This window comes from Cupriavidus numazuensis, assembly GCF_905397435.1.
GTDB lineage: Bacteria > Pseudomonadota > Gammaproteobacteria > Burkholderiales > Burkholderiaceae > Cupriavidus > Cupriavidus numazuensis.
Window position 1 is genome coordinate 22,823 of sequence record NZ_CAJPVI010000064.1, and the last position, 23,453, is coordinate 46,275.

Sequence of the window (23,453 nt, forward strand, 5' to 3'; positions counted from 1 at the left end):
TTGCAGTTCGGTGGCCACTGGCATAGCTTGCCAGTCTGTCCTTCCATCCCATCGGGAACCACGTTCCCGGTGCGGCTACGGGTTCCCCATTCCGTTTCGGAGAACCCACAATGCAATATCCATCTGCTGTAGCCCTGCGCAAGATCCGTACCGGCCGCAACCCGCGCACGTACTTCGATTCTGTCGAAATGGCGGAAATCACCGAGTCCATCCGGGCCGGCGGTGTTTATCAGCCCATCCTGATCCGTCCCATCGAAGACGAAGAGTTCGAGTTTGAACTCATCGCCGGCGAGCGCCGCTTCCGCGGCGCACAGGACGCCCACGGCGTGGACTGGGAGATCCCGGTGCTCGTCAAGGAAATGACCGACGAGGAGGCCGATCGCGCGGCGCTCATCGAGAACGCCCAGCGTGCCAACATGTCGCCCTCCGAGGAGGCGGCTGCCGCTTCCAAGATCGTCGGCCACTGCAAAGGGGATCGCGACGAGGCCGCCAGGTTGCTTGGCTGGTCGCGCTCCACACTCGACAAGCGCCTCGCGCTCATGAACTGCAGCCCGGACGTTCAGGTTGCACTCAACGAGCGCAAGATCCAGCTCGGCCACGCCGAACTGCTTGCGACGCTCGCCAAGCCCACCCAGGACAAGCTCCTGCCCGTGATCATCAGCGAGAAGAAGGCCGTCTCGGAGTTGAAGAAGACCATCGAGGCCGCCGCGTGCAGCCTGGAACGGGCCATCTTCGACAAGACCGATTGCGCGGCCTGCACGTACAACTCGTCGTTGCAGACGGAGATGTTCGGCGAAGCCATTGCCACCGGCAATTGCACCAACCGCACCTGCTACACCGAGAAGACCGAGAAAAAGCTCGAAGGCATTGCCTACGGGCTCAGGGACGAATACCAAGTCGTCCGCATCGTTCGACCCGGCGATAACCACACCCGCGTACAGCTGGTGGTGGAAGGTCCGACCGGCGTCGGTGAGGAGCAGGCGAAAGCCTGCCATGGCTGCGGGAACTTCGGCGCCGCGGTAAGCGGCCTGCCCGATTCCCTCGGGCGTGTGTTCGGCGGCCAGTGCTTTGACACCGCGTGCAACCAGAAGAAGGTTGCCGCGCGGCTGAAGGCGGAGCGCGACGCGAAAGTGGGCGCGTCGAAGCCATCGGCCAGTGTTAAGCCGGGTTCGACAGACAAGGGCCAGAAGGCAGCCGGTGCCACCGAGAAGCCTGTTACCTCCATCAGCGAGTCTGAGAGGGTGAAGGCCTATCGCACGGGCATTTGGCGACTGGCCCTGCGGCGCGAGGTTGCGCGCGATCCGTTGGTAGCTAACAGCTATCTGGTGGCGATCTCGTTGACAGGGCTGGCCCGTGAGATCAAGGCCGATGCAATGGGCAGGGTGTTTGAGAAGGTCATGATCGACAAGGCATCTTCGTCGGACCTGGCCAAGAACCTCTCACTCGTTGCCGATCTGCCCGACGACAGGCGCCAGAACCTGACCCTTGGGTTGACGGTCGCCGCCATCGAAGGACTGGACGTGAGCCACCTCGTGGCGCTGTGCAAGTTCCACAAGCTCGACCTGCGTCAGCACTGGAATCTCCAGAAGTCCAAGGATTTCCTGGACATGCTGACCAAGTCCGAGATGAAGGTGCTGGCCGATGAACTCGGTATCCGGAAGGCCATGGGCGACAAGTTCGCCAAGCTCTTCAATCAATCCAAGGCCGAAGTGGTGGAGGCGCTCCTGAAGGTGGAGGGCTTCGATTACACCGGCAAGGTCCCCAAGGTCCTTTGCTTCTGATTCACCTTTCATGAGGCGCCGCGTGCGCCTCTTCTATTCATTTCACTCTTTAGGATATCTCCATGTTCTCGGAACTCGTTCCGCTCGTTCGCGCGAGCGAAAAGGTCGTGCTCACCCTCACCATGCAGGGCGACATGATGTCTGTTGTCGTGGTGCCAGTCGTCAAGAACCCGACCGATGGTGCGCTCGCGACGCCTCTGGCGCTGTCCGCATCGCCGGCGGAGCTGGATGCCGGCTTTGCTGACGCCGTTTCCACAGTCACCGACGCGCACCGGTCTCTGGCCGAGCAGGCGGAGGCCACGAAGTCGATTCTGGATGCGGCTAAGTCAACGCAGTCGGCCAAGGCGACGAAGGCGCTGATCAAGGCCTCACCCACGTCCACTTCATCGGAAGCCGATGCCAACGATGAGGATGGCGAGGACGGGGAAGGTGACGCAAAGCCGGGCAATGAGGCGAAAGCCGAGCCTGCGCAGCCCGCCGAGCCGCTTGGCACCAACCTTGCCGATCTGCTTTAAGGAGGGCGCCATGGCTATCGAGGTCAAGAAGCTCACGCGTGAGTTTTCGTACAACGGCATGACGCTCATGGATCCCGGTCCGACGTTCACGCCGGATCAGGTGCGCGACGTCTATTCCGCCCAGTACCCGGAGCTGACCACCGCCGCGGTGGACGGCCCCGAGCACAAGGGCGAAGTGGCGCGCTACACGTTCGTTCGCGCTGCCGGCGCGAAGGGCGCCCATGCGCAAATCTGATCTGATGAAGGCGCTGTCCACGGGACAGTTCCAGACATCCAACATGGAGCCGCCCGAAAGGGCGGTTTTTTTACATTCTGAGGAGACCCAACAATGCTGTTCGATCCTCGGTCGTTTGTTCCTGAGCACGATGCGGGACAACCAGCCTGGGTCCCGTCGCGACAGCATTGCACTGCCCGACGTCGACCTGCCCATGATTTTCTGACGGTTCCCACGGTTCCCGTGGGCATTCCCGCGACCGCGCAACTGAGCTACGGTGACGAAATCGATGTGCAGGAGTTGGTTATCGCACAGTTCCGCGCTGGGCTTCTCGATGCGGAGCATGTGTCGACGCCAACGGGCGCCGGGGATGCTTTTGCCCAGGCGCTCCACGGCTGGCTTGCGCCGCGCATGCCCAAGACGAAGGCACTCAGCTTCGATTTCACATTGATCGATCACGTGGCGGTCGAGCATGAGATTTCCGAGTTTGGCTTCGACATGCAGGAAACGTCGGCGCTCTACCTCGGCATCCGGCTGGAAGAGGAAACCGTCTATACGCTCACGGAGGCACGCGCGGCGGCTTTACGCCACCTGCACCCGTCGTTGGTGTTCATGACGTTCCATCTCATCCGGGCCGCTGCGATGAAGTCCCTGCACATACGGACCCCGGACGATCTGCTCGACATGTTCGCGCGATGGCATTGGGATTTTGAACCGCTAACCGATGACGACGAGGCGCGCGAGCAGCTCAAGGAGCGGTTCGGCGAGGACGATCCAGATATCGACCGATATTTGCCTTCGGTTGTGCGGGCAGAACTGGCGCCGGACGAAGCGTTGCCCAAGTGGCAGTGGGCCCAGAAGGACCAGAAGCTGTCGCTGCTGAGCCGTCGCAAGCTGCGTGAGCTGGCGCGTCTCGGCGCTAACGACTGGCGTGGCAGCCTGTGTGGCGCACTGGCGGATCTCGATCTGGCGCTCAGCCGCATGGGTAAAGCAACGTTGCTCAAGGACGCCCAGTGGGCCGAGCCGGCCTATTCCGCGGCAACCATCGCCTTTGAGCACAGCGACTATGTTGGTGAGGTACTCGACGATCATTTCGAGTGTGCCAACAACGGTGGCTATGCGACGTACTTCCAATGCTTCATCCCGCTCGCCGGGAAGCGAGCATCCATCCTGGCGCAGTACGCCATTCTCGAAGACACGCTCAAGTTGATCGCCGTATTGGATCGGGTGCTTGGGCATTTCATTTGAAAGGAGGCCACATGGCCAGCATCCTGACCGCATCGCGGTCGCATGAGGTGGCCCTCCAGGGGGCCATTTTGTTTTATGGGCAGGGTCCCGGGCAGTTCACCTATGCCACGGCCCATCGTGTCGAGCCAGACCGCGAGGGGAAACCCGTGATCGGTGCCGGTTCGCCACTCAACCGCATGGCGCTGATTCATGCCGTACGTGAAGTGGCCCAGGCCTCGCTCCCCAAGGGCGAGTTCCTCACCCCCAACGTGCTTTCGATCAGTCCCAGCGCGGTCACATGGTGGTGCCCGCCTGCAATGCGCCGCGTGTTCTTCTCCTGCAAGGAGTTGGGTAAGCGCAGCGCTGTGGTACCGCATCCGGGGCTAGTGTTTCAGGCTTCACAGTCGGGCTTCGCTGTCTTTGCGCTGCGAGGCGACGAGCGGCCGGTGCCGGGCACTGCCTTGTTCGAGCCGCCGTACTTCAACACCTGGGACCGCGGAAAGATCTGCATCGGCTCGGCACACGTGCCCAAGCAGATTGATGTGGCCTCGATCGACGGTTGGGAGGCTGGCTTCTTCAATTCGGCCTTCACCCATCCCAACGTAGGCGGCAAGCGCGTGAATGACAAGCGCGGTGCCTATGCCTTCTGGCAGGACATGCTCGACGGGAAATTTCCCGAGTATCCGAAGCACGTCCTCATTCCCATGAAACTCACGCTGGCCGATCTGATCGCCGGCAAACTGGATAAATCCTGATGCATCCGGCTGACGCAGTCCTTCAACAGTCTTTTCCTTCCGTCATGGTGCCCCGTATGTCGAAGGTGATGCCCATGGAGCAGCCGGGTGAGCGACTGCTCATCGCGGCGAATGGTGTGTTCCTCGAGATCCTGCGGCCCTGGCTGCGTGTGGTCCGCTGCCTGGGCTCGTATCAGCATCGCACGGCAGTGCCCTACGGTACCGTCAGCGAAGCCACCGAGCTGCGGTGCGGGCGCATTCCGGCCGATCTGATCGGCCACTTTGCACGGATGGCGCGTGAGGCAATGCCCAAGGAGACGATGGCGTGGATTGTCTGGAATGCCGCTTCTGCGGCGTTCCGGCTGGTCCCGGTCCATCTTATCGAGCACAGTGCCTCGCATTTGCGGTACGACCGGCCGCCGCTGGACGAGGGCGATGTCCTGGTTCTCGACTGCCACTCGCACGGCGCCTTTCAGGCCGGGTTCTCTCGAACCGACGATACGGATGACCGTCACGACGTGAAGTTTGCGTTCGTGATCGGGAACTGTGGCTCGCCGAATCCGACGATGGTGCTGCGGCTCTGTGCAAAGGGCATTATCGACCTTGTGCACAGCGTTCCCGACGCGTGGCACTTCGCTGCGCGTGCCGCGCTTAACGAGACGGAGGCAGCATGACGCTCGAGCATCGCATTCCCGCTGACATGGCCGCCCGGCCATGGCGCGTGGCGGTAGTGGGCGCCGGCGGCACCGGCAGCGCGATCCTTCCAAATCTGGCCCGCCTCCACCACGCAATGGTGGAGCTGGGTCACCCTGGGGGGATCGACTGCACGGTGTACGACGACGACACGGTGAGCCAGACAAACGTCGGGCGCCAGGGGTTCTATCCGGTGGACGTGGGCCAGTACAAGGCCACGCTGTTGGTGAACCGGCTCAACAATTTGATGGGAACGCGCTGGGACGCTAGGACCCGGCGCATCGGAGCAAAGGATCGCTTCGACTGTGACCTGGTCGTCGGCTGTGTCGACACGCGTGCCGCCCGCAAGGCGATCCTTGGGGCGATGCAGCGCGGGACCGGAGGATACTACCTTGACTGCGGCAATGAATCGGATAGTGGTCAGGTCATCCTTGGCCGGGTCCGAGGCAAAGCTGCGGAGCGTTTGCCCCATGTGGGCGACCTCTTCCCGGAATTGTTGGATCCAAAAGGCGATAAGGCTGACACGGCGCCGTCCTGTTCGATGGCTGACGCTCTGCGCAAGCAGTCGTTGGTCATCAATCAGGCGATCGCGGTGCAAGCGTACAACCTGCTGTGGACGCTGTTTCGCACGGGCACGCTTAGGTACCACGGCGTGTTTGTGAACCTCGCGATGGGGCGAACGAATCCTCTGCCCATTGACCCGGCCGCATGGCTACGCTTCGGCTACGACGTGTCGGCAAATCAGTCACGAAACCGAGCCAAGGCGAAGTGAGTGGATCGCCCTCATTCCTGCACCCGCCCTCGACGTTTGTCGGGGGCTTTTTCTTTGCGCTTCGCGCGGAAAGCCTGCTACCATTGCAGCACCTACCGCGTCTCAGACGCATCGACCTCCCGGTTGTATAGCCGGACATCTCTTTCCCCACCTACGGGCCTTCCTGCCCGTAGGCATGTTGGCCCATTTTTATTTGAGGCCATCATGTTCAAGCGTTTCTTCCTGCTGTTTGCTGTTGTTAGCGCGATCACCGGTTGCGCTGCCCAGGCTTCGCCGAACGTCTACCATGGCTCCGATTCCATGCGTATGGGTTCTGCCGAGCAAGTGACCGTTGTGCGTGTACGCAATGTCACCATCGCGGGCGACAGCATCCTTTCCGCCAGCTCCGGCGTGCCGGCCATCCTTAGCACGTTGGTCGGGGCCGTACTGGGCGCCCGTGTCATCGGCAACGGTGACGGCCGCTATATCGCTGGCGCGCTTTCGGGCACGGCAGCGGGCGTGATTGGCCAGGTTGCCGCCACGCAGCTGTCGAAAAGCGACGGCTTCGAAGTCATCGTCCGCACGGACAGTGGCCGACAAGTCGTCGTGACGCAGGGCGCCGATCAGAAGTTTGTCTCTGGCGAGCGTCTGTATTTGGTTTCCAGCGGCAGCGGATACCGCCTGACCCGCTGACTGGTTCCCTCAGGAACCGCATTCCTTCTTCAACTTTCCCCCGCGCGGAGCCCCCGCGTGGGGCTTCCACATTCCGGATTCCCCTCGACGGCCGAGAAGGCTTCCCCAACCCTCGTGGGTTAGGTAAGCCGTTTTCACCCGCGTCACCGACGCATCGACCCACTGTCCGGCATCGCCGGGCCCACCCATTGCGGGACACTCGTCCCGTAGGGAAGGGATGTCCCGTTGCAACTTCGAGACCTCCATGAAACTTCCCAAATCATTTACCAGTCAATCGACCAACGCCGCCGCCTGCCAGACAATTCGCCAGGATGCTTGCCGCATGCTGCGTCGGGTCGCCGGCGACATGGCCCTGCGTCCGCGTGATTTCACCATTCGCGAGCATCGTCAGCGTCGTCGTGACGTCGACGTGTTCGCCTTGCACACCGATTCGCTGCTCGTGGAGATCCAACATCCTGCCGGCGCGGAAGGCGGGGTGCTCATGTCCTACCGGACCTGTCGCGGCCGCAACGACCTCACTGGTGGTCGTGACAATGCTGTTAGCGTTGAGTCGCTGGCCAGCGAGCAAGGCTACGCCAACCTGGTTGCCACGCTTCGCGTGGTGGCTGGGCGACGTGATTGATGGGGCAATACATGAGCCGCCTTATCAAAGTCACCTTCACCTCGACGTCAGGAGAGGAAACGACCGGCTTTGCGACCTTGCACAAGGACGAGATGGTCGAATTGCCCAAGCGGATGACATCGCGTGTTTCGGCTGCCGAGGACGCCGGTGAAGGATATGCCATCGTCGCGCAGTACAAGGGCGAGGCAGTCCCCATGCTCCATATTGAGGCCGCGAGCTATCGATTGGACATGCAACACGCCATCACCGAATCGTGGCTAAAGCGCATTGCCGAAGCATTTCGCGACCCGACGAAAGATCAGCTGCAGGCCTATGGCCGGTACTGTCACACGTTGTCCGCAGCTGCGGTCGTCGGCTTCGTAGGTTACGCGTCTGGCCGGCCAGGTTGGTCCGTCACGACCGTTCTCAACTGTGCGTGCCTTGCGGTCGTGGCTGGGGTACTATTGGCCATCGGCGCCGCATTCTTGAAAGGAGAAAAGTGATGTTTGGTCCATTTGTTTTGGTGTTCGGATTGGGCATTGCAGGCTTTTTCCTTTGGGTTCTGCGCAACGCGGATCGTTCGCGCAGGCTCCGCGATCTGGATCGCAACGGCTGACAGATCCTCGCCGCAGCCAGCCAATCTCAGGAGCCGATTCGTCGGCTCACCGCTTTGAACGCACCTTCGGGTGCGTTTTTTGTTTTCTCTCACCTACTCGGGGCACGTCCCCCGGGTGGGGCGTGCTCCGTCATCGGAGCACACCATGTATGTCATTTCGATTGGCTCCCAGCGGGCCGAAACGCGCACGACCCTCGCTGGCGTGCTCGAACATCTCAATCGGGACCGTGCCGGCCGCGCTGTCCCTCGCGTCGAGGAGATCGCGCTGCGCCACATCGAACGCGGCGCCATCCCGGTACTGCGCCTCAAATCTGGCGCGTTTGCGGTTCGCCCCGTTGGCACGGCGCGCTCCATCCTCACTCTGATTCTCGAAGAGATCGACCGATACATTGTGCGAACAGACGGCAGAATTCTCCGCCCGCAGGACATGAGCCGGTCCGCGTGGGGTGCGGTGATGGCCGCCGGTCGTCTGGCACACTTTCCCGAGGAGGCCATCGACCTGTCCCAAGGCGATGCCGGCCCTCTGTTCCGGACTGCGGACTTGTTCGAGGAGACGGGGCAATTCGGTATCGCCGAGTTTGTGCGTTCGGAATTTCATCGTCGCTTCGGCTACGGCATCAACGGCCCGCTATACGCGCCCAATGCCAGCCCGAATGGCCGACACGAAATCCATGTTGCGTATGCACTCTTGCGGGGTGAGAAGCTTCGCGAATGCGTGGTGAACGCCTACCGCGAGAGTGCCGAGGTCGGGGCAAACGATGTGAGCTGGCTGCAGCCGCTGATCCACGTGCCCGCGCTGCGTGGTGCGTTGGCGCCTGCGCAGCTGCAAGGCCTGTGTGACGCCATGCGCCATGCCAGGCTGGAGATCACCTCGACGAATGCCCCGCGGCTCGTTGCCATCATGCGAGGTCTGCCGGGTGATTGCAGCTACGTCCAGGTTGATGATGCCTTGTTCGAACATGGCATTCTGCCAGCGCTGGCCGAGCCGCTGCGCAAGCAGCCGGAAGGGGAGGCCTCACGACCGGTCTCGGGCCTGGCGGCGCGGATGCATCACTTGATCACGCAGCGGCAGTTCCACGCCACGATGGACAAGGCCAAGGCCGATCGCGAAGCCCTGCTGATTAGCCAGCGTCGTTTCGACGACATCGCTCGCCGTGCGGTGCACACCCGCGTCTCGACGAGTTTCGATTGGCCAAATGAGGTCGCCCTGGCGGTCCTGCAGCGTGACATCGCGAAGCTCCTGAAGGTGTTCGACAACCCCAAGGACTGGAATGCCGATTCCAAGCGCGCCCTGCGCGACGAACTCGACGTCGATCTCCTGCAATGCTCGGCGGCGGTCCGCCGGCGCCGGCTCTTCGAGTTGTGCGGGTTCTCTGCCGACGAGCAGCGCGAGTGGGAACACCAGGCGCTGGCCGAAAAGGCGCAGCGCAATGCCGAGCGAGACCTCGTGGAAGCCTGCCAGCGTGCGGAGGCCGCGAGCTGGCGCATCGAGACTGGCCAGGTCATGAATGGCCGTGAGTACGTCGACTTTTGTATTGCCGAGGGCTTCTCGGAGATCGTCGATCTGCCACGCGGTGGTGCGCGCGAGTACCGTCTCCGCGACCCTCGCAAGGGCTGCTCGCGCCGGTTACGCGCGAAGGACGGCACCCTGTCGTATGCGCGTGCTCGTCTGGCGCAGATTGCCACGCCGCTGGCGCTTGCCGCTTGATCCCTTGTATCTCCCCCAGCCACTGGCTGGGGGCTCTTTTCTTCAAAACGTCCAACGAAATCGCGAGCTTTCGACGGTCCACGACACCTCGTTGCATAGTAGTCTTGCCTTACCGGAAGCGGTGTTCGTACTGAACCGATTCAGTCCCAACACAGTTTCACCCGCGTCTCTGACGCATCGACCCCAACGCCGGTACGCCGGCCATTTCTTGAACCTTCCCACAGGGACCGCTCCCTGTGGGAATGGCCCGTGGGATTCACACGATTCCCACATGCAACGCTTCCCTTTTCCGCTGTAGCAACGGCAGTGCATCGCCATCCCAGCATCAGGCGAGCGCCTGCTGCGACCAACAGTCATTTCCCCTTATCCCCTTGCGACCGGCCGCCTGGCCGCGCTCGCACCATCCCTATTTAGGAGCAATCCATGCATCTCGTAGAAACCATGGCATACGTCGGCGCAACCCCGTGGCACGGACTGGGCAACCAGTTGGCCCCGAACCAGCCGCTTGAAGTCTGGGCAGAACGCGCCGGCATGAACTGGCGCATTGAGGAGACCGATGTGATGTACCGCATTGGTTCGCACGATCTGGACCCCATCCAGTCGTTCCCGGAACAGAAGGTGCTGTACCGCTCGGACACCAAGAAGCCATTGTCGACCGTCTCGAAGCGCTATCAGGTGGTGCAACCCGCTGAAATTCTGGAGTTCTATCGGGATCTCACCGAGGTCGGCGGCTACCAGCTGGAAACCGCCGGCGTGCTGAAGGAGGGCCGTAAGCTCTGGGCGCTCGCGCGCACGGGGCAGGCGACTTCCCTGGCGGGCGGTGACGAAGTTCGCGGCTACCTGCTGCTGGCTACCGCTTGCGATGGCACGCTTGCCACCACAGCGCAGTTCACCTCGGTCCGAGTCGTCTGCAACAACACGCTGCAGATTGCTGTTGGTGCGAACCGGGGTGCCGTCAAGGTTCCGCACCGCAGTCAGTTCGATCCGCGTGCCGTCAAGGACGAGTTGGGCATTGCCATCTCGTCCTGGGACGGCTTCATGGTGCGAATGCATGAGCTGGCGAGCCGAAAGGTCAGCAGCGCTGAGTCTGAGCGCTTCTTCGAGCGCCTGTTTACTTACTCGTGGGCGAAGCCGGAGACGGTGGATGCCAACAAGGTGAACGAGCGCGGATTCAAAGCCGTGATGAATCTGTTCCAGGGTGCGGGCCGCGGCTCGACACTCGAATCGGCCGCAGGCACTGCCTGGGGGCTGGTGAACAGCGTGACCGAGTATGTCGATCACCAGCAACGTGCGCGCAGTGCCGGCAACCGGCTTGACTCGGCATGGTTCGGCGCCGGGGCGTTTCTCAAGCAGCGGGCATGGGACGGGGCGTTGGAGCTCATTGCTTAACATCCGTCTCGGCAGCCACCAGGTTGGTGAGGTCCTTAAAATCAGCCTGATGCGGCCACTTCCCATTCCGTGAGGAGGAAGTGGCCGTGGTAGGCTTTTCTGCCCCGGTCACGACCGGGGCTTTTCATTCTTGTTGCCATGTCTGTTTTCGAGTCAACCGCCAAGGAGGGTACGTTATTGATCGGCTGGTGCATTGCGCGTAGGCGGGCAGTGACCGTTGGACGGCAACGAGTCCTGGAGCATTTATGCAACAGCGGATCGAGATTGCCAGTCTTGAGAAGGAGCGCTTTGTAGAGTTGTTTGATGAGTGGAGGAGAGAGGTTGCAGTCAAGGCGATTCCGCTTGGGTATGACGAATGGATGGACCAGCGTTTCGCGCGTGGCTCAGAGGCGACGGCATCCTTCCGACAGCGCTCTGTGTCCTTCGAGCTTTCACATGGCGGGCACTATGAGGTGCGCGGCGCCGATCGGAAGCGCCGAGTCTTTCGATGCCAGCTATCGGGCCATCTGCCGTACATCTCATTCGTGAACTTAGAGCGGGGCATCTTCTACCCTTGGATCTCGTTTCCGAGCGTGTTCACTCAAGCTGAGTTAGTGAGTCTGAAACGTCTCGGTTAAAGGAAAAGCCCGGCAATGCCGGGCTTTTTTTGTTGAAAGAGAGGGTCCGATACCCTACCTTTCCGCTGACAAGTCAATATCATGATATTGGCGCGGCCTGTGGAGTGGGGGCGGGCTCAGCTGCCGGGGCCTTGTCCGAGTGCGGCAGAAGCGAGGCGCGCGAAAGGGTCACGCCCTCCAGATCGGCACCCCCGCCCAGCCGGATCGTGCCGCCGTAGAGAATGCGGCCCTTGGCACGACCATTGAGAAGCAGGGACGATCGAGCCCTTACGCTCCCTTCCACGGTACCGTCCAACACGATATGTTCGCCTTCGACGTCGCCCCGGACGACACATCCCTTTGCGATGTGAACCAGACCGCTGGTGCTGGAGATGCTCCCGTCAATGAACCCCAGGCAGGTCATGCCTTGATCACTAACGATATCACCATGCACGGTGAAGCCGGCCTGGAGAACACTGAATTGCAGACTCGGGTTCATGGTTGTATCTCAGAAGAGTTTGATGTCGGTGGCAGCAGCCTCGGCCTTGACTGGTTGCGGCGCAGTGGGCCGCGGCGCCATGGCCGCCTTGTGGGTCTCTCTTGGGCTACTCGGCTGTTGTGCTCGTTCGACAGCGCGTGGGTCCTTCTGTGCGGCCACCGGCAGTGGCGCTGCGGCAGCCGAGGCTACGCCGGGCCTTTCTGGCCATTGCACGCGCTCGGTGGCATCTGGCGCGGGAGATTCCTTGGATGCGGCGGCGACGGACTGGGCGGGCGCAGAAGCTGGCGGCGCGAGATCGGGACGTTTCTTTGTGGACGCCAGCATCATGCCGACGGGAAGTGAGACCATCGCGACAAGCGCGATGATCCCGACGATTTTTACATTGTCGTTGACCGCCTTTCTGGCCGAGCGTACCAATGAGCCCGGGCTTGCCGGACTGGAATCGCCCGAGGAAGCGCTTAGGACCTGTACATTTGTCGGATCCATGTCGATGGTGATGGGCGCCTGTGCATACTGTTGGTGCATCTTCTGGATTTCGCGGATGTCCATGTCACTCCTTGGATTCGTTGGCTGATTGGGTCCGATTGCCGTCGCGATCGAAGCGGTCGTTGTCGGGAATGCAGAGCAGGTGGATCTGTGAGAGCTGTTTGGCGGCATTAATAAGAACGTTCTCTCGCTCCTCGCCTGTCACCGATCCGGCGGCGGTGCAAAAAGTCGTCGCCGCAAAGAGCCTGTCATAGAGCCTCACTGTACGAAGAAGGCGACCAGCCAGTTGATGCGTCACCTTCACAGGTACATCAAGGTATGCAAGGGGGAACTCGAACTGCTTCCTTTCTGAGAAATCGGCCAACGCCACTTCAAACCATGCTTCGGCGTCTCGGAACGCCTGATCCAAGGCCTTGACCTTGCCGCCGCGAGCCACGGTGAACTTCGCTGAGCAGAAGTACAGGTTGGCGTCCAGGAAGTCGCGAGCGAACCTTGAACAGTAAGACGCCACTGCGCCGGCATCCGTGTCCGGTACGATCCTGGCGATACGCTCATCGCTATTGAAGCGATCAATCGGACGTAGGCCAGTTGAAGCTTGTGACTGGCCAGATCTCGCATTGCCGCCCTCGCCATTCCGATTGCTCGACTGGGCGATGGTAGCTTCGACCTTCAAATCTTCAGACATTTTCCATGCGTTTTAGCAATCTCTCTCGACGGTGATTGTGTCTCAAATCGAGCACGGAATATTCGGTGAAAGCTATGCGATATTGGCGAGCATTTGAGGTGCAACACGCATTTTTTATGTGGCACAATTCACTCACACCTCGCGTCCCTGACGCATCGACCCTGACTCCAAGCGAGTCCATCTCTTAGTTCCAAGTCGTGCCTCGCGCATGCGCCGACCGGTTGGCTACCGGTGTGGAAATTTCCTTGTAATAAGTGTTTTCGCCGAGCACTTCCCTCATCAGCTCGTAATACGCGTTCTTGCTGTGCCTCTTCTGAGTGCACGCTGGACACCGTTCGAGCCTGGGACCATGTGGCGTCTCTCTCAAAGGCCCCTCCTAGGCAGAACGGCAGTCGTCGAGCCGATCCGTGAACCTGCGGCCGAACCTGTGGGTTCGCGAAATGGGTAGATGTGCAGCGTGATCCTGCTGCACGAGGACGACTTTACGTCCTCCAATTGAGCAACGCGCGATCTCGCGCGGCTCCCTGAGTGCCACGCCCCCGGAAGGGGCGTGGCATTGCAGGTCTTCCGACAAAAGCTCGCTGCCGGCGCATTCCGGAAGCGAGCTTTTTTTGTTGGGCAAGAGACCTCGCATTTCAGGAGACGCTCATGCATCAAGATGCTGAGATTTCCGCCGCGATCGCGGCAACGCTAGCGCGCCGCCGTCCGCAGTACGTGGACCAGGCGCCTGCGTGGCGAAACCTTTGTGAGGCGGCATATGTCGCCAGTCTTCCGGAAGCTGCTCGCGCGGCTTTCCTTTCCCAAGTAACGACCCAGCGCGGGGCCGACACAGCCCAGCGCCTTCGGGAGCAAGCTGCGTCCATCCGGGCGAACGTCGTTCGTTTTCTCGTCAAAAGGAGAAACAACGCATGCATGCACCCGTCACCTACACCGGCTTCGACGGCCCCAGAAGTCTGCTAGAGGAACGGCCCATGCGGCCGCCCATCATCGGCAAGATTCGCCCTGGCATCAAAGTGCTGACGCGCAAGGCCCGCGAGAACGCCGAAGCGGTTCGCATCCACGACACCTTGTTGGCCCAAGGGCACTCCTTCGAAAAGATCCAGGTCGAGATCGAGCGCAAGACGAATCTGCGCAACGCACTCGTGCCGAAGAACGTGCCGTGGTTCACCTGCCGGGCATCGGATTTCACCAACCCTGCGATCGCCAATGAGATTCTGCAGCGCTACGGTGAAGACCGTGGCGATGGCAATGGTCTCAAGCTGTGGCGCTTCCCCGTCAAATTCGCCTTCGACGACTGGCTCCAGAACATGCCGCATCAGCTGGTGGCATGGACGACGACCGGGCGCCAGTTCTTCTCCGACTACGGCTCGGACGGCAAGCGCTATTGCAAGGCGTATGCGCCGGTGCCGAAGAACGAGCGCGCCAATCGAGCCCGGCGGATGTGGGGCGGTCGCACCATCATCCTGCGCCAGGACGACGATATTCCGGACGGCCTTTGCGATCCGCAGGTTTGCCCGCAGTACCAGTTGGGGGCGTGCAACCTCTCGGCCTCGTTCTACTTTGCTGTCCCTTTCGCCCCCGGGCTCGGGCTTGTCGAGTTGCCGACGACGTCAATCTACGTACTGCAGAAGGCACACGCGGCCATGCAGACCGTCTTGATGGCGCGCGGCAAGCTGGTGGGCGTCGAGTTCTGGATCTCCAAACAGGAGATCGAGATCAGTCGCATCGAGGCGGAGTCGGGCAAGCCGGTCAGGCAGATGCAGTGGCTGATCACGCTCGATGCCGATATCGACATTGGCGCACTGCTGGATGGCACCGATCGGAGGCCCCCGGCGCTCGAGCTGGCCACGCACGCGGTGTCTGCGCTGGAGGCGGGTGCGGAAGTGGGCGAGCCGGTCGTTGAGGCGTCCTCCGAGACGCATGCGGCTGCATCTGCCAGCCCCGGCGCAGTCGAGCCTGGTGGCGATGACGGGACTGATTTCGAGAGCCAGTTCCGGGACCTCGTGGCACGCCTGGGTCTGAACAGTGACGATGGCATGGGGCAACTCAAGGTCTACGCCGCGGCCACGTTCGGGCGCGGCTGGTCCAAGCGCGAGCAGGACATTCGTCAGTTGTTGAGCGAGCTCCGAACGGCGCTGGCCCACCCGCTGGCGTTTCGCGAGCAGGTGGCTGCCATCGCTGCCGAAATCTCACCGTAATACCGCCAGCCACGTGCCGGCGCTTCAGGGAAGCCCAAGGGCTTCCCTTTCTTCTTTCCGCCGCGAATCCGCCGGCACATTTCCTGACCTTGGAGGTAGCACTATGCTCAACGACGGCGAAAGCCTGCGCGCGGGCCATTTTTCTGACCTGCACTATTCCCCGTCCAACCAGGCCGAGGCCGACCGCTGTTTCGGCTTTGCGGTGGAAGACGCGATTGCCTTTGGCTGTCATGTCGGCGTGGTCTCGGGCGATTCGACCGATCACCGCCTCGATGCGCACACGCCAGCGCTCTCGGCGCTCGCGCGCCGCGTCCACCAGCTGTCCGCACACATGCCAGTCTTGCTTCTACAGGGCACGTTCAGCCATGAGCCCCCAGGTACGCTGGATCTGTTTCGCCTCATCGGCGCGCGGTATCCGGTCTATGTCGCGGATCGCATCCACCAGGTTGCGCTGTGTGCCGGCCAGTTCCAGCCATCAACGGGTGCAGTTTTTTCGGACTCGGAGATCGACGCGCTGCTCGCGCAGCATGGATTGCCGGATGCGGTGTTCACGTGCGTGCCGACTGTCAACAAGGCGGTGCTGGCCGCTGCGGCTGGGGTATCGAATGCTGCCACGGCGGTAGGCGACCATCTGGCCGACTACCTGGCTGCTGCCGGTGGCGTGAACCGCGACTGGCGGTCACGCGGTGTGCGCACGATCGGCGTCTCGCACGGCACCGTCAACGGGTGTCAGACGGAACACGGTGTGCCCATGGCGGGATTCGATCACGAGTTCAGCATCGGGGCGTTGTTCGACGCCGAATGTGACGCGTTCATGCTCGGTCATATCCACCGCGCCCAGCAATGGGAACAGGCGGGCAGGGTGGTGGCGTATCCCGGTTCCATCGGGCGGTTCCACTACGGTGAAATCGGGCAGAAGGGCTATCTCCAGTGGGAGATTGACCCGGGCCGGTCCTCCGCGACGCTGGTGGAGACCCCGGCGCGCGAGACGGTCTGCATCGACTTTGATGGCCCCCCGGACATGACACAACTCGCGACGGTCGCCGGCGACACCGCCGACAAGTTCGTGCGGATTCGCTGGACGATCAACGAAGAGCACCGGCAGTTGGTCGACCGGGACGCGATTCTTGCTTTGTTCGGAAAGAGCGCCGAGGTGAAGATCGAGGCGCGCGTGATGCCGGCCGTGCGCAGTCGTGCTGAGGGCATCAGCCGCGCCGCGAGCCTGACCGAGAAGCTGGCACGCTGGGGCGAGTTGACCCACGTCGATGCCACGCCCCTGGTTGACCGGCTGCACATGCTGGAGACGCTTGATGCCGAGTCGATTGCCGATGCGGTACTGGCAGGCTTAGCGGATGTCGTCGCCATGACATCGGTCGATTGGATGCCGGCCCGCGATGCGGTTGCCGACTCAAAACCGGTTTCGGTACCGGAGCGGGTCCAAGTGCCGTCCATCGCTGCGCCGGCCTCCGCGCTGGTCTGGCTGACGGACGATCTCTTTGCGGCGGAGCCCGCCTAACCCTTTGAACATGCGAGCCATGTTCCGACAGCCATATGGCTGTCGGAACCCGGTTTCACCCGCGTCCTGGACGCATCGATCCCGCAGTATCCATTTCTTTCTATTGACCCTGACGGGTGCTTTCCCGTCCGGGGCGCACTCCGTCTTACTTTGGAGTGCCCTCATGATTCTTTACCACGCCGGCCCTCAATGGGCCCAAATCTTTGAAGCCGACCTGACCCAGTCGGAGTTGGCGACGCGGCTGTGTACTGACCACGGCTTTGTCCGAGGCGCGTTGTACGAGCCGTTCGGTCCTGGCCGCGGTGCTGTCGTGGCCCAGCGTGACCACATGCTGGTCATGGCCCTCTGTGCTGAAGGCAATCGCACCTGGTTCTCCGTGGCCCCATCCAAGGAGATTCAGGACCTGCTCTGGTCGTTCTCGAACGGCTATGCCAGCCAGTGGAGTCCCCTGGAACTCAAGGCCATCTCAGGCTGCGAGGACTGGGGAGCGCTGCAGCAGCGCGTGCACAAGCAGTTCGCACAAGTGGTGCGCTCGGTAGAGCGCGCCATTCACGGAGCGCCGGAACACGACGCCGCGCCTGAAATGCCATCCTATGACGGCGATGTCCTTGAAGTGCCGTCCGATTACCTGGCGTCCATGACCGGCGAGGAGGTGATCGAATGCGCCCACTGAAACTGACCCTGACAGGTTTCCATGGCGTGCGCGATGGCATGCGCCGCGATAGCGTGTCCCTGGACCTGACCGACCTGCCACCCGGCCTGATCGCCCTGGTCGGCCCTAACGGGGCTGGCAAGACCACGATCATGGACAACCTGCATCCTTATCCGATCATGCCGAGCCACGCCAGCAAGATGTCGGTGGACGCGTTCTCGTACTGGGATCATCTCTGTGCCCCGCGCGCCGAGAAGGATCTGGAATGGGAACATGGCGGCAAGGTGTATCGGTCCGCGTTCGCGTTCGCGTTCCGCAATCCGGGCAAGAGCCGCAAGGCCGAGTATTACTTGTTCGAGAAGGATGCAGGCGGTGACTGGAAGCCGGTGCAACTGGCCGACGGCACGCTGTCGGATGGGAAGGCGGAGACGTACAGCCGCTGCCTCGAATCCGTCCTCGGATCGGCCGAGGCATTCTTCACCAGCGTGTTTTCTGCCCAGAGCCGCCGCCCGCTCGCCAGCTACCAGCCCGGCGAGATCAAGCGGCTGCTCGCCGAGTTGCTCGGCATTGACCATCTGCGTGACCTGTCTGCCAAGGCCGGTGACGTGGCGAAGGTGCTCAGCCGGTCGCTGGACACCCTGCAACGCGACGTGCTGGCCCTCACGGGCAAGCGCGACCGTGCGGCGGTGGTTGCCCGTGAGGCGCGAGAGATCGCCGAAACTCTGAATGCCCAGCGCGAGGCGCGTGACGCCGAAGCGGCCAATGGTGCCAAGCTGCTGCAGGAACGTGCCACGCTGGCGGCAAAGCAAGAGGCCAATGCTGGTGCCGAGGCTAGGCTGCGGGAACTGGGTCAGCGCCAGACGGAGCTGACCCGGCGAACCACCTTGCTGGCCAGCGATGCGCAGGCGGCTGCTGCCCGTTCGACGGCCCGCCGGCAGGACCTGGATCGGATCGTTGCGGGTCACCGCGCGGTGCTCGTCGAGGAGGCTGCCATCCTGTCGGCTGCCGGTGAGCGCGACGCCATGCAGATGGTCATTGGCCAGAAGCAAACGGCGTTGGCGAGCCAACAGGCCATCGTGGATAAGCTCGATGCGGTACAGGTCGAGCACGCGGCGCTCGCGTCCGAGCTCAAGGGCCTGGAGCAGCGCGGCGGTACCGCGGCGCAGTTGGCCAAATCCCTGAAGCAGCAGGCTGACGTTATTGAGACCGTTCCTTGCGCGGAGCATCCGATGCACGCCACCTGCCCATTGCTGGCTCAGGCACGCGAGGCCAGGGCCGGTCTGCGTGAGCAGGTGGTCACGGTGGAGTCGTTACGGGCGAGCTATCGCACGAAGCTGACCCAGGCGCAGGCTCTGCAGGAATCGCTCAACGAGCGTACAGCGGTGCGGAGCACCCTCATCAGCCTGCAGGCCGAGCTAAGCCGCGATCAGCAGTCGCTGCAGCGTCTTACAGCGTTGGCCGCCAGGAAACCCATGCTCGATACGGCGCGTGAAGGCCTCGCTCAGGTTGAGCGCGACCTGTCTGCACTGCAAGAGGAGGATGCCATCCGCACTGATCGCCACAAGCGGGATGTGGCGGATGTGCAGGCTCAACTTGGAGCGGTGCGTCGGGAGTTGGCGACGCTGGCGACCGCGGATGTGGCCGGCATGCTGGCCCAGCTGGACCGCCAGATTGCTGCCAGCCGGGAGGCGATGGCGGCAATTGCCGGCCGGATCGAAGCGTTGATTCGGCAGGAGGGCACATTGGCCGCGGAGCGTGAGCGCCTGGAGCTTGAGCTTGCCGGTTTGCCGGCGGCTGAAGCCAGGGCGCAGGCGCTGTCCGACGAGATCGCGCAATGGAAGCTGCTGGCGAAGGGGCTAGGCAATGACGGTGTCATCGCCTTGTCCATCGACGACGCCGGCCCTGCCATCACGAAGATCGTCAATGATCTGCTGCTCGCCTGCTATGGACCGCGATTCACCATCGCCATCCAGACGCAGACGGCACTGGCCAGTGGCGAGAAGCGCGAGGGCTTTGCCATCAACGTGATCGATGCCGACAACGACAGCGCGAAGGACTTCAGCGTGATGTCAGGCGGCCAGAAGGTCTGGATCAACGAATGCCTGACGCGTGGAATTGCCCTGTATCGGGCGCAGGACGCCCAGCAGCCGTTCCGGACGCTCTTCACCGACGAAGCCGATGGCCCGTTGGATCCGGAGCGCAAGCGCGCCTTCATGCGAATGAAACGCGAGGTGCGCCGGCTCGGTGGTTATGAACGGGAGTTCTTTATTTCTCAGACGCCGGATCTCGTCGACGAGGCGGATGCGGTCATCGACGTGGTGGCGCTGGCTGCTGCGTAGTCATCTCTTTCAACCCTGCGGGGCCATTCTCCGCAGGGGAGGGCCTCGCACATTTCCACGAAATCATGAAGTTCTTCGTTTGGACAGGCGGCGTGGCAACAGGTGGCGACGCCGCAGCACGCATTGTTCTGACGGTTCACCCCATGCAAAAAGCCCCGGAATCTGGCGATTCCGGGGCTTTTTCTTTCGCCGAATTGCGCAAGATTACAGCGCAGCGTCCTTCAGCTTCTTCATCGGGCGGACCTTCACCTTGACGCTGGCCGGCTTGGCGGCAAACCATTGATCCTGGCCGGTGAACGGGTTCTTGCCGAAGCGCTTCTTGGTGGCCGGGATCTGGACGGCCTGCACTTTGAGGAGACCCGGCAGCGTGAATTCGCCGGCGCCCTTCTTGTGGATCGCGCTGACGATGGTGTTCTCCAGGTGGGCAAGCACGGTCTGGACGGTTTTCTTGTCCAACTGCGTCTGCTCGACCAGGTGAGACAGCAGGCTCGACTTGTTGAAGGTGTCCTTGATCGGCTTGGCGACCGGGGCGGCAGCCGCGGCCTTCTTCGCCGGTGCGGCCTTTTTCGCAGGGGCTGCAGCCTTCTTGGCCGCGGTCTTCGTTGCAGTCTTTGCTACGGGTTTAGCTTTCGTTGCCATGTTCTTTCGGATTAAGATGCGCGCACGTCTCGGGATCGAGCGGTAGCGCTGCGGCGAAGCATAGCAAATGCGCTCGCGAGTACAAGCCCGGGATGCTTTTGACATCCTCCCCGCTCTAAAGCACCCTAAAGGACGGGGATTCCTACTGCGCTTAGGCTGACGCCAGGATTGACACCAGTTGGCCGTTGGCATCGTAGAACATCACCCGGTCCTCGCCCCAATTCTGTCGACGAGTCGCCACAACACCCTGGCCACCGCCATCCTCTGGGGTTACCCCGTTTCATCGGACAGATTTGTAATTGAATCAGATCGATCGGTTGTCTCCTTACGAATGGCCGGTAATTACCCCACCGCCATGCTGCACGGACTGGGCCGCTTCGGCCTGCACTGGCTGCGCGCGTGGCTGGATCGCCCGGAGTCCGGCGTGCGGCTCATTGCCATCCAAGACGTTCATCACAGCCTGGCCTCCGCACTGCGGATGCTGCAGGGGGAAGCCAAGCCTTCGTTCGCCGATTGCGCGATCCGCGCGGAAGACAACTGCCTGTGCATCCTCAAACGCGGCCGCAAAGCGCTGCGCATCCCTTACTGGCACGGGCCGGCCATGACGTCTCCGTGGCTGGGGCAGGCAGACTGGTGGCTGGAATGTTCGGGCGCGTTCTCCAACGGTGTAGCGAGCCGGCCGTTCCTGCTTGGCCGTACCCGCCGCGTGATCGTTTCGGCCACATGCCCGGGTGCGGACCAGACGCTGGTGTTCGGCCATAACGACACGACGTTCGACCATGCGGCCGGCGTCCTCTCGTATGGCTCATGCACCGTCAACGCCTTCGTGCCGCTGGCAGCCTGGCTGCATGCGGAGTATGGCGTGGTCGATGCCGAGGTCGGCGTCATCCATAACGTGCCCGCGTACAAGCTGTCCACGCACGCGCACCCGCAGCGGCGCGCCTGCACGCTCGAAGCCGAAGGGCCCAGGCTGCTGCCGTTCCTGTTGCCCGAGCGGTTCCGCGTGGACTACGTGCTGATTCCCTATACAGGGGTCTCGCTGATCGACTTCCGCTTCGACCTGGCGCGCGCCGTGGATGAAGCGCTATTGCTCGACGCGCTGGAACACGCGTGCGTAGCGGGCCCGCTGCAGGGCCTCTATGCGCTGGACGCCCGCGACGCGGCGCCGCCAGCGTATGCCATGCGCGCGGAATCCGCGGTGCTGCTGCGCCAGCGCGCGCGCCTGCGCGCGCGCCTGCGCGGCGGCAGGCTGGTGCTGCCAGCCTGCTTCGACAACGAGAACTCGGCAACGCGCTATCTGGACCTGCTGGAAAGCCTCGTCCTGCAGGGCGCTTAAGCGCTTGCCGCGCCGCCCGGGAGTGCTGCCAGTCCAGCCTGCAATACTTCCTCGACACGGCGCAACAGCGCATCGTCAGGGGTGTGCCGGTCCAACACCAGCTGTGTCAGCCGCAACGCCTTTTCCCAGTAGCCGTTGAGCCACGCGTTGGCAATGCGCGAGCAGGCATACCACTGCGTCAGCGCCGAGAAGCCGGCGAGATTGTGGGCACCGATGATCGTGTCGAAGAACGGATCCGGCGTGCGCCAGGTCTTGCCGTAGAACGCTTCCAGCCACGAATGCGGATCTTCCAGCGCCCACACCGCGCCGGCGGGACTGGCCTGGCTCACCAGCTTCAGCGGGCCGGGAAAGCGGGTCACGCGCTGATGTGCCGCAGGCACGCCACCCCCCGTCCAGAAGCCGCCGAGCAGGCTCGCACCGTCGCGGTCGGCCAGCAAGCCGCAAAGGTCCAGCACCACATCGAGGCGCGGATGGACATAGCTGGCGAGATTGTCGATCCGGAACTGCGGTTGCACAGGCCGCCATCCGTCGCCCGTCAGCAGCGCGTGCGCGGCGGGCAACTCATGCAGCATCAGGCCGAGATCCATGTCCTTGTCGAACGGCAGCAAGCGGCCGTCACGCACGAGTCCAAGCAATGTGCCCGCGTGGGCGAACGCCTGGACGCCCCCCGCGGCAAGTCGCGCAAGCGCCTGCCAGAGCACGACCTCGACCCGCGGATCGGCAAGGTGGCGCATGACCGGCTGTGGGTTGTAGACCTGCGGTGCGTCGCACAATGCCGCCAGCGCCTGCCGCTCGGCCTGCACGCCCGCTTCGACCTGATGCTGGTGCAGCAGCGCGGTGCCGAGAAAAAACAGCCAGTAGGGGCGCAATGCCGGATGCACTTGCGGCGCTGCCAGCAGGCTCTCGCAAACCTGGCGAACCGCCTGCGCGTGCCCGAGCTCCAGCCCCAGATGACACCAGTTGCGGATATCGTCGGGCGGCATCGGGCCGCCCTGTTGCAGGCGCGCGCTCAACGCAGCGAACTGCGCCTGCGCCGGCTGGGATGGAGATGGCGGCATTGCACCGCCTTGTATGGCTGCCATGATCTGCTTTCCACCGCACGGGCCGCCTTGCGACATCGACTCGGCCGAACTACCCGGCGCGGCAGCGCGCGATTGTGACACAGGCAGGCATCCCGCCCCGTAACAATCGCAGGGAAAAAAAGGCGGCGGTCCTCGGAGGAAAACCGCCGCTTCGGGAAGTCGAGAGGGGTCAGGCTCTCGTACGGATGATTCTGGGCGAGACCCCTGAGAGCGCCAATCCCGACTTACTTCGGGGTTGACCGGCGAACGGGCCCGGTTTCGGTATCGAACCGGCAAACGCGCCACGCAAGCCATCATGGCCCGACGGTGTGGTGCCGCCGGGCCGCGCCGTCAACCTCAGAACGGCATGCGCAGCTTGACCGACGCCGTCTGGTTGGTGAAGTGCTCGCGGACTTCCGCGTCGTAGCGCACGCTGAATTCCATCGCCTTGCTGCTGGTCACCACGAAGCCCAGGCCACCGCGCATCAGCCAGCGTGCCGGCGGCATGCCGCGCGTAATGAACT

24 protein-coding genes are annotated in these 23,453 nt (G+C 62.6%); 19 read left to right on the top strand and 5 right to left on the bottom strand.

Annotated features, from left to right (window positions below; genetic code table 11):
• The first annotated feature begins 110 nt into the window (after nucleotides 1–110).
• The 13 genes from KHO41_RS34540 to KHO41_RS34600 all read left to right on the top strand — a co-directional run bounded on the left by KHO41_RS34540 (nucleotide 111) and on the right by KHO41_RS34600 (nucleotide 11,539).
• Nucleotides 111–1,781, top strand: a complete 1,671-nt coding sequence (locus KHO41_RS34540; protein WP_211957718.1) for a PRTRC system ParB family protein — start codon at nucleotides 111–113, stop codon at nucleotides 1,779–1,781.
• 62 nt (nucleotides 1,782–1,843) lie between these two features.
• Entirely contained in the window at nucleotides 1,844–2,296 is a 453-nt protein-coding gene (locus KHO41_RS34545; protein ID WP_211957719.1) for a PRTRC system protein E, read from the top strand.
• 10 nt (nucleotides 2,297–2,306) lie between these two features.
• Nucleotides 2,307–2,531, top strand: a complete 225-nt coding sequence (locus KHO41_RS34550) for a PRTRC system protein C (protein ID WP_211957720.1) — start codon at nucleotides 2,307–2,309, stop codon at nucleotides 2,529–2,531.
• Nucleotides 2,532–2,624: 93 nt separating this feature from the next.
• The gene (locus KHO41_RS34555) at nucleotides 2,625–3,758 is read left to right on the top strand and encodes a PRTRC system protein F (RefSeq protein WP_211957721.1); all 1,134 of its coding nucleotides are present in this window, start codon (nucleotides 2,625–2,627) and stop codon (nucleotides 3,756–3,758) included.
• An 11-nt stretch (nucleotides 3,759–3,769) separates the two neighbouring features.
• Complete coding sequence (locus tag KHO41_RS34560) at nucleotides 3,770–4,492, top strand: PRTRC system protein B (protein ID WP_211957722.1); 723 nt, start codon at nucleotides 3,770–3,772, stop codon at nucleotides 4,490–4,492.
• Nucleotides 4,492–5,145, top strand: a complete 654-nt coding sequence (locus KHO41_RS34565; protein ID WP_211957723.1) for a PRTRC system protein A — start codon at nucleotides 4,492–4,494, stop codon at nucleotides 5,143–5,145. Before KHO41_RS34560 ends, KHO41_RS34565 begins: the two co-directional genes overlap by 1 nt.
• Nucleotides 5,142–5,936: a PRTRC system ThiF family protein gene (locus KHO41_RS34570; protein ID WP_211957724.1), complete on the top strand. Its 795-nt coding sequence runs from the start codon at nucleotides 5,142–5,144 to the stop codon at nucleotides 5,934–5,936. The genes KHO41_RS34565 and KHO41_RS34570 overlap by 4 nt, the downstream gene beginning before the upstream one ends.
• Nucleotides 5,937–6,140: 204 nt before the next feature.
• Nucleotides 6,141–6,608 carry an outer membrane lipoprotein gene (locus KHO41_RS34575; protein ID WP_211957725.1) on the top strand — a complete coding sequence of 156 codons (468 nt, stop codon included), beginning with the start codon at nucleotides 6,141–6,143 and terminating at the stop codon, nucleotides 6,606–6,608.
• Nucleotides 6,609–6,852: 244 nt separating this feature from the next.
• The gene (locus KHO41_RS34580) at nucleotides 6,853–7,230 is read left to right on the top strand and encodes a hypothetical protein (RefSeq protein WP_211957726.1); all 378 of its coding nucleotides are present in this window, start codon (nucleotides 6,853–6,855) and stop codon (nucleotides 7,228–7,230) included.
• Between the two features lie 11 nt (nucleotides 7,231–7,241).
• Nucleotides 7,242–7,712, top strand: coding sequence for a hypothetical protein (locus KHO41_RS34585; protein ID WP_211957727.1), 471 nt, complete (start codon nucleotides 7,242–7,244; stop codon nucleotides 7,710–7,712).
• A gap of 258 nt (nucleotides 7,713–7,970) precedes the next feature.
• Complete coding sequence (locus tag KHO41_RS34590; protein WP_211957728.1) at nucleotides 7,971–9,533, top strand: hypothetical protein; 1,563 nt, start codon at nucleotides 7,971–7,973, stop codon at nucleotides 9,531–9,533.
• A 423-nt stretch (nucleotides 9,534–9,956) separates the two neighbouring features.
• Complete coding sequence (locus KHO41_RS34595; RefSeq protein ID WP_211957729.1) at nucleotides 9,957–10,922, top strand: DUF932 domain-containing protein; 966 nt, start codon at nucleotides 9,957–9,959, stop codon at nucleotides 10,920–10,922.
• Between the two features lie 245 nt (nucleotides 10,923–11,167).
• A complete protein-coding gene (locus tag KHO41_RS34600) occupies nucleotides 11,168–11,539 on the top strand; it encodes a hypothetical protein (protein WP_211957730.1) in 372 nt (123 codons plus the stop codon).
• 79 nt (nucleotides 11,540–11,618) lie between these two features.
• Here KHO41_RS34600 and KHO41_RS34605 read toward each other — a convergent pair whose 3' ends face one another.
• From KHO41_RS34605 to KHO41_RS34615, 3 genes are read right to left on the bottom strand one after another with little or no spacing between them, the layout of a single operon-like run.
• The gene (locus KHO41_RS34605; protein WP_211957731.1) at nucleotides 11,619–12,017 is read right to left on the bottom strand and encodes a bactofilin family protein; all 399 of its coding nucleotides are present in this window, start codon (nucleotides 12,015–12,017) and stop codon (nucleotides 11,619–11,621) included.
• Nucleotides 12,018–12,026: 9 nt separating this feature from the next.
• Nucleotides 12,027–12,566 (bottom strand): flagellar biosynthesis protein FlhF, encoded by a 540-nt coding sequence (locus tag KHO41_RS34610; RefSeq protein ID WP_211957732.1) that lies wholly within the window; start codon nucleotides 12,564–12,566, stop codon nucleotides 12,027–12,029.
• A gap of 1 nt (nucleotide 12,567) precedes the next feature.
• Nucleotides 12,568–13,188, bottom strand: a complete 621-nt coding sequence (locus tag KHO41_RS34615) for a hypothetical protein (RefSeq protein WP_244874168.1) — start codon at nucleotides 13,186–13,188, stop codon at nucleotides 12,568–12,570.
• A 648-nt stretch (nucleotides 13,189–13,836) separates the two neighbouring features.
• Here KHO41_RS34615 and KHO41_RS42095 point away from each other — a divergent pair.
• The 5 genes from KHO41_RS42095 (at nucleotide 13,837) to KHO41_RS34635 (ending at nucleotide 19,893) form a co-directional block, all read left to right on the top strand.
• Entirely contained in the window at nucleotides 13,837–14,148 is a 312-nt protein-coding gene (locus KHO41_RS42095) for a DUF7696 family protein (protein ID WP_455363899.1), read from the top strand.
• Nucleotides 14,097–15,386, top strand: a complete 1,290-nt coding sequence (locus KHO41_RS34620) for a recombination directionality factor (protein WP_211957733.1) — start codon at nucleotides 14,097–14,099, stop codon at nucleotides 15,384–15,386. The genes KHO41_RS42095 and KHO41_RS34620 overlap by 52 nt, the downstream gene beginning before the upstream one ends.
• Before the next feature lie 103 nt (nucleotides 15,387–15,489).
• Nucleotides 15,490–16,902 carry a metallophosphoesterase family protein gene (locus KHO41_RS34625; RefSeq protein WP_211957734.1) on the top strand — a complete coding sequence of 471 codons (1,413 nt, stop codon included), beginning with the start codon at nucleotides 15,490–15,492 and terminating at the stop codon, nucleotides 16,900–16,902.
• A 163-nt stretch (nucleotides 16,903–17,065) separates the two neighbouring features.
• Nucleotides 17,066–17,575, top strand: coding sequence for a hypothetical protein (locus KHO41_RS34630; RefSeq protein ID WP_211957735.1), 510 nt, complete (start codon nucleotides 17,066–17,068; stop codon nucleotides 17,573–17,575).
• Nucleotides 17,563–19,893, top strand: coding sequence for an SMC family ATPase (locus KHO41_RS34635; RefSeq protein ID WP_211957736.1), 2,331 nt, complete (start codon nucleotides 17,563–17,565; stop codon nucleotides 19,891–19,893). Before KHO41_RS34630 ends, KHO41_RS34635 begins: the two co-directional genes overlap by 13 nt.
• A gap of 204 nt (nucleotides 19,894–20,097) precedes the next feature.
• On the opposite strand, the gene KHO41_RS34640 is transcribed toward KHO41_RS34635, so the two are convergent.
• On the bottom strand, nucleotides 20,098–20,532 hold the full coding sequence (locus tag KHO41_RS34640) for an HU family DNA-binding protein (RefSeq protein WP_211957737.1): 435 nt from the start codon (nucleotides 20,530–20,532) through the stop codon (nucleotides 20,098–20,100).
• Between the two features lie 355 nt (nucleotides 20,533–20,887).
• Here KHO41_RS34640 and KHO41_RS34650 point away from each other — a divergent pair, with 355 nt between their 5' ends.
• Nucleotides 20,888–21,868 (top strand): hypothetical protein, encoded by a 981-nt coding sequence (locus KHO41_RS34650; RefSeq protein ID WP_211957739.1) that lies wholly within the window; start codon nucleotides 20,888–20,890, stop codon nucleotides 21,866–21,868.
• On the opposite strand, the gene KHO41_RS34655 is transcribed toward KHO41_RS34650, so the two are convergent.
• Complete coding sequence (locus tag KHO41_RS34655; protein ID WP_244874169.1) at nucleotides 21,865–22,950, bottom strand: hypothetical protein; 1,086 nt, start codon at nucleotides 22,948–22,950, stop codon at nucleotides 21,865–21,867. The two genes, KHO41_RS34650 and KHO41_RS34655, sit on opposite strands and share 4 nt — an antisense overlap.
• Between the last annotated feature and the right edge of the window lie 503 nt (nucleotides 22,951–23,453).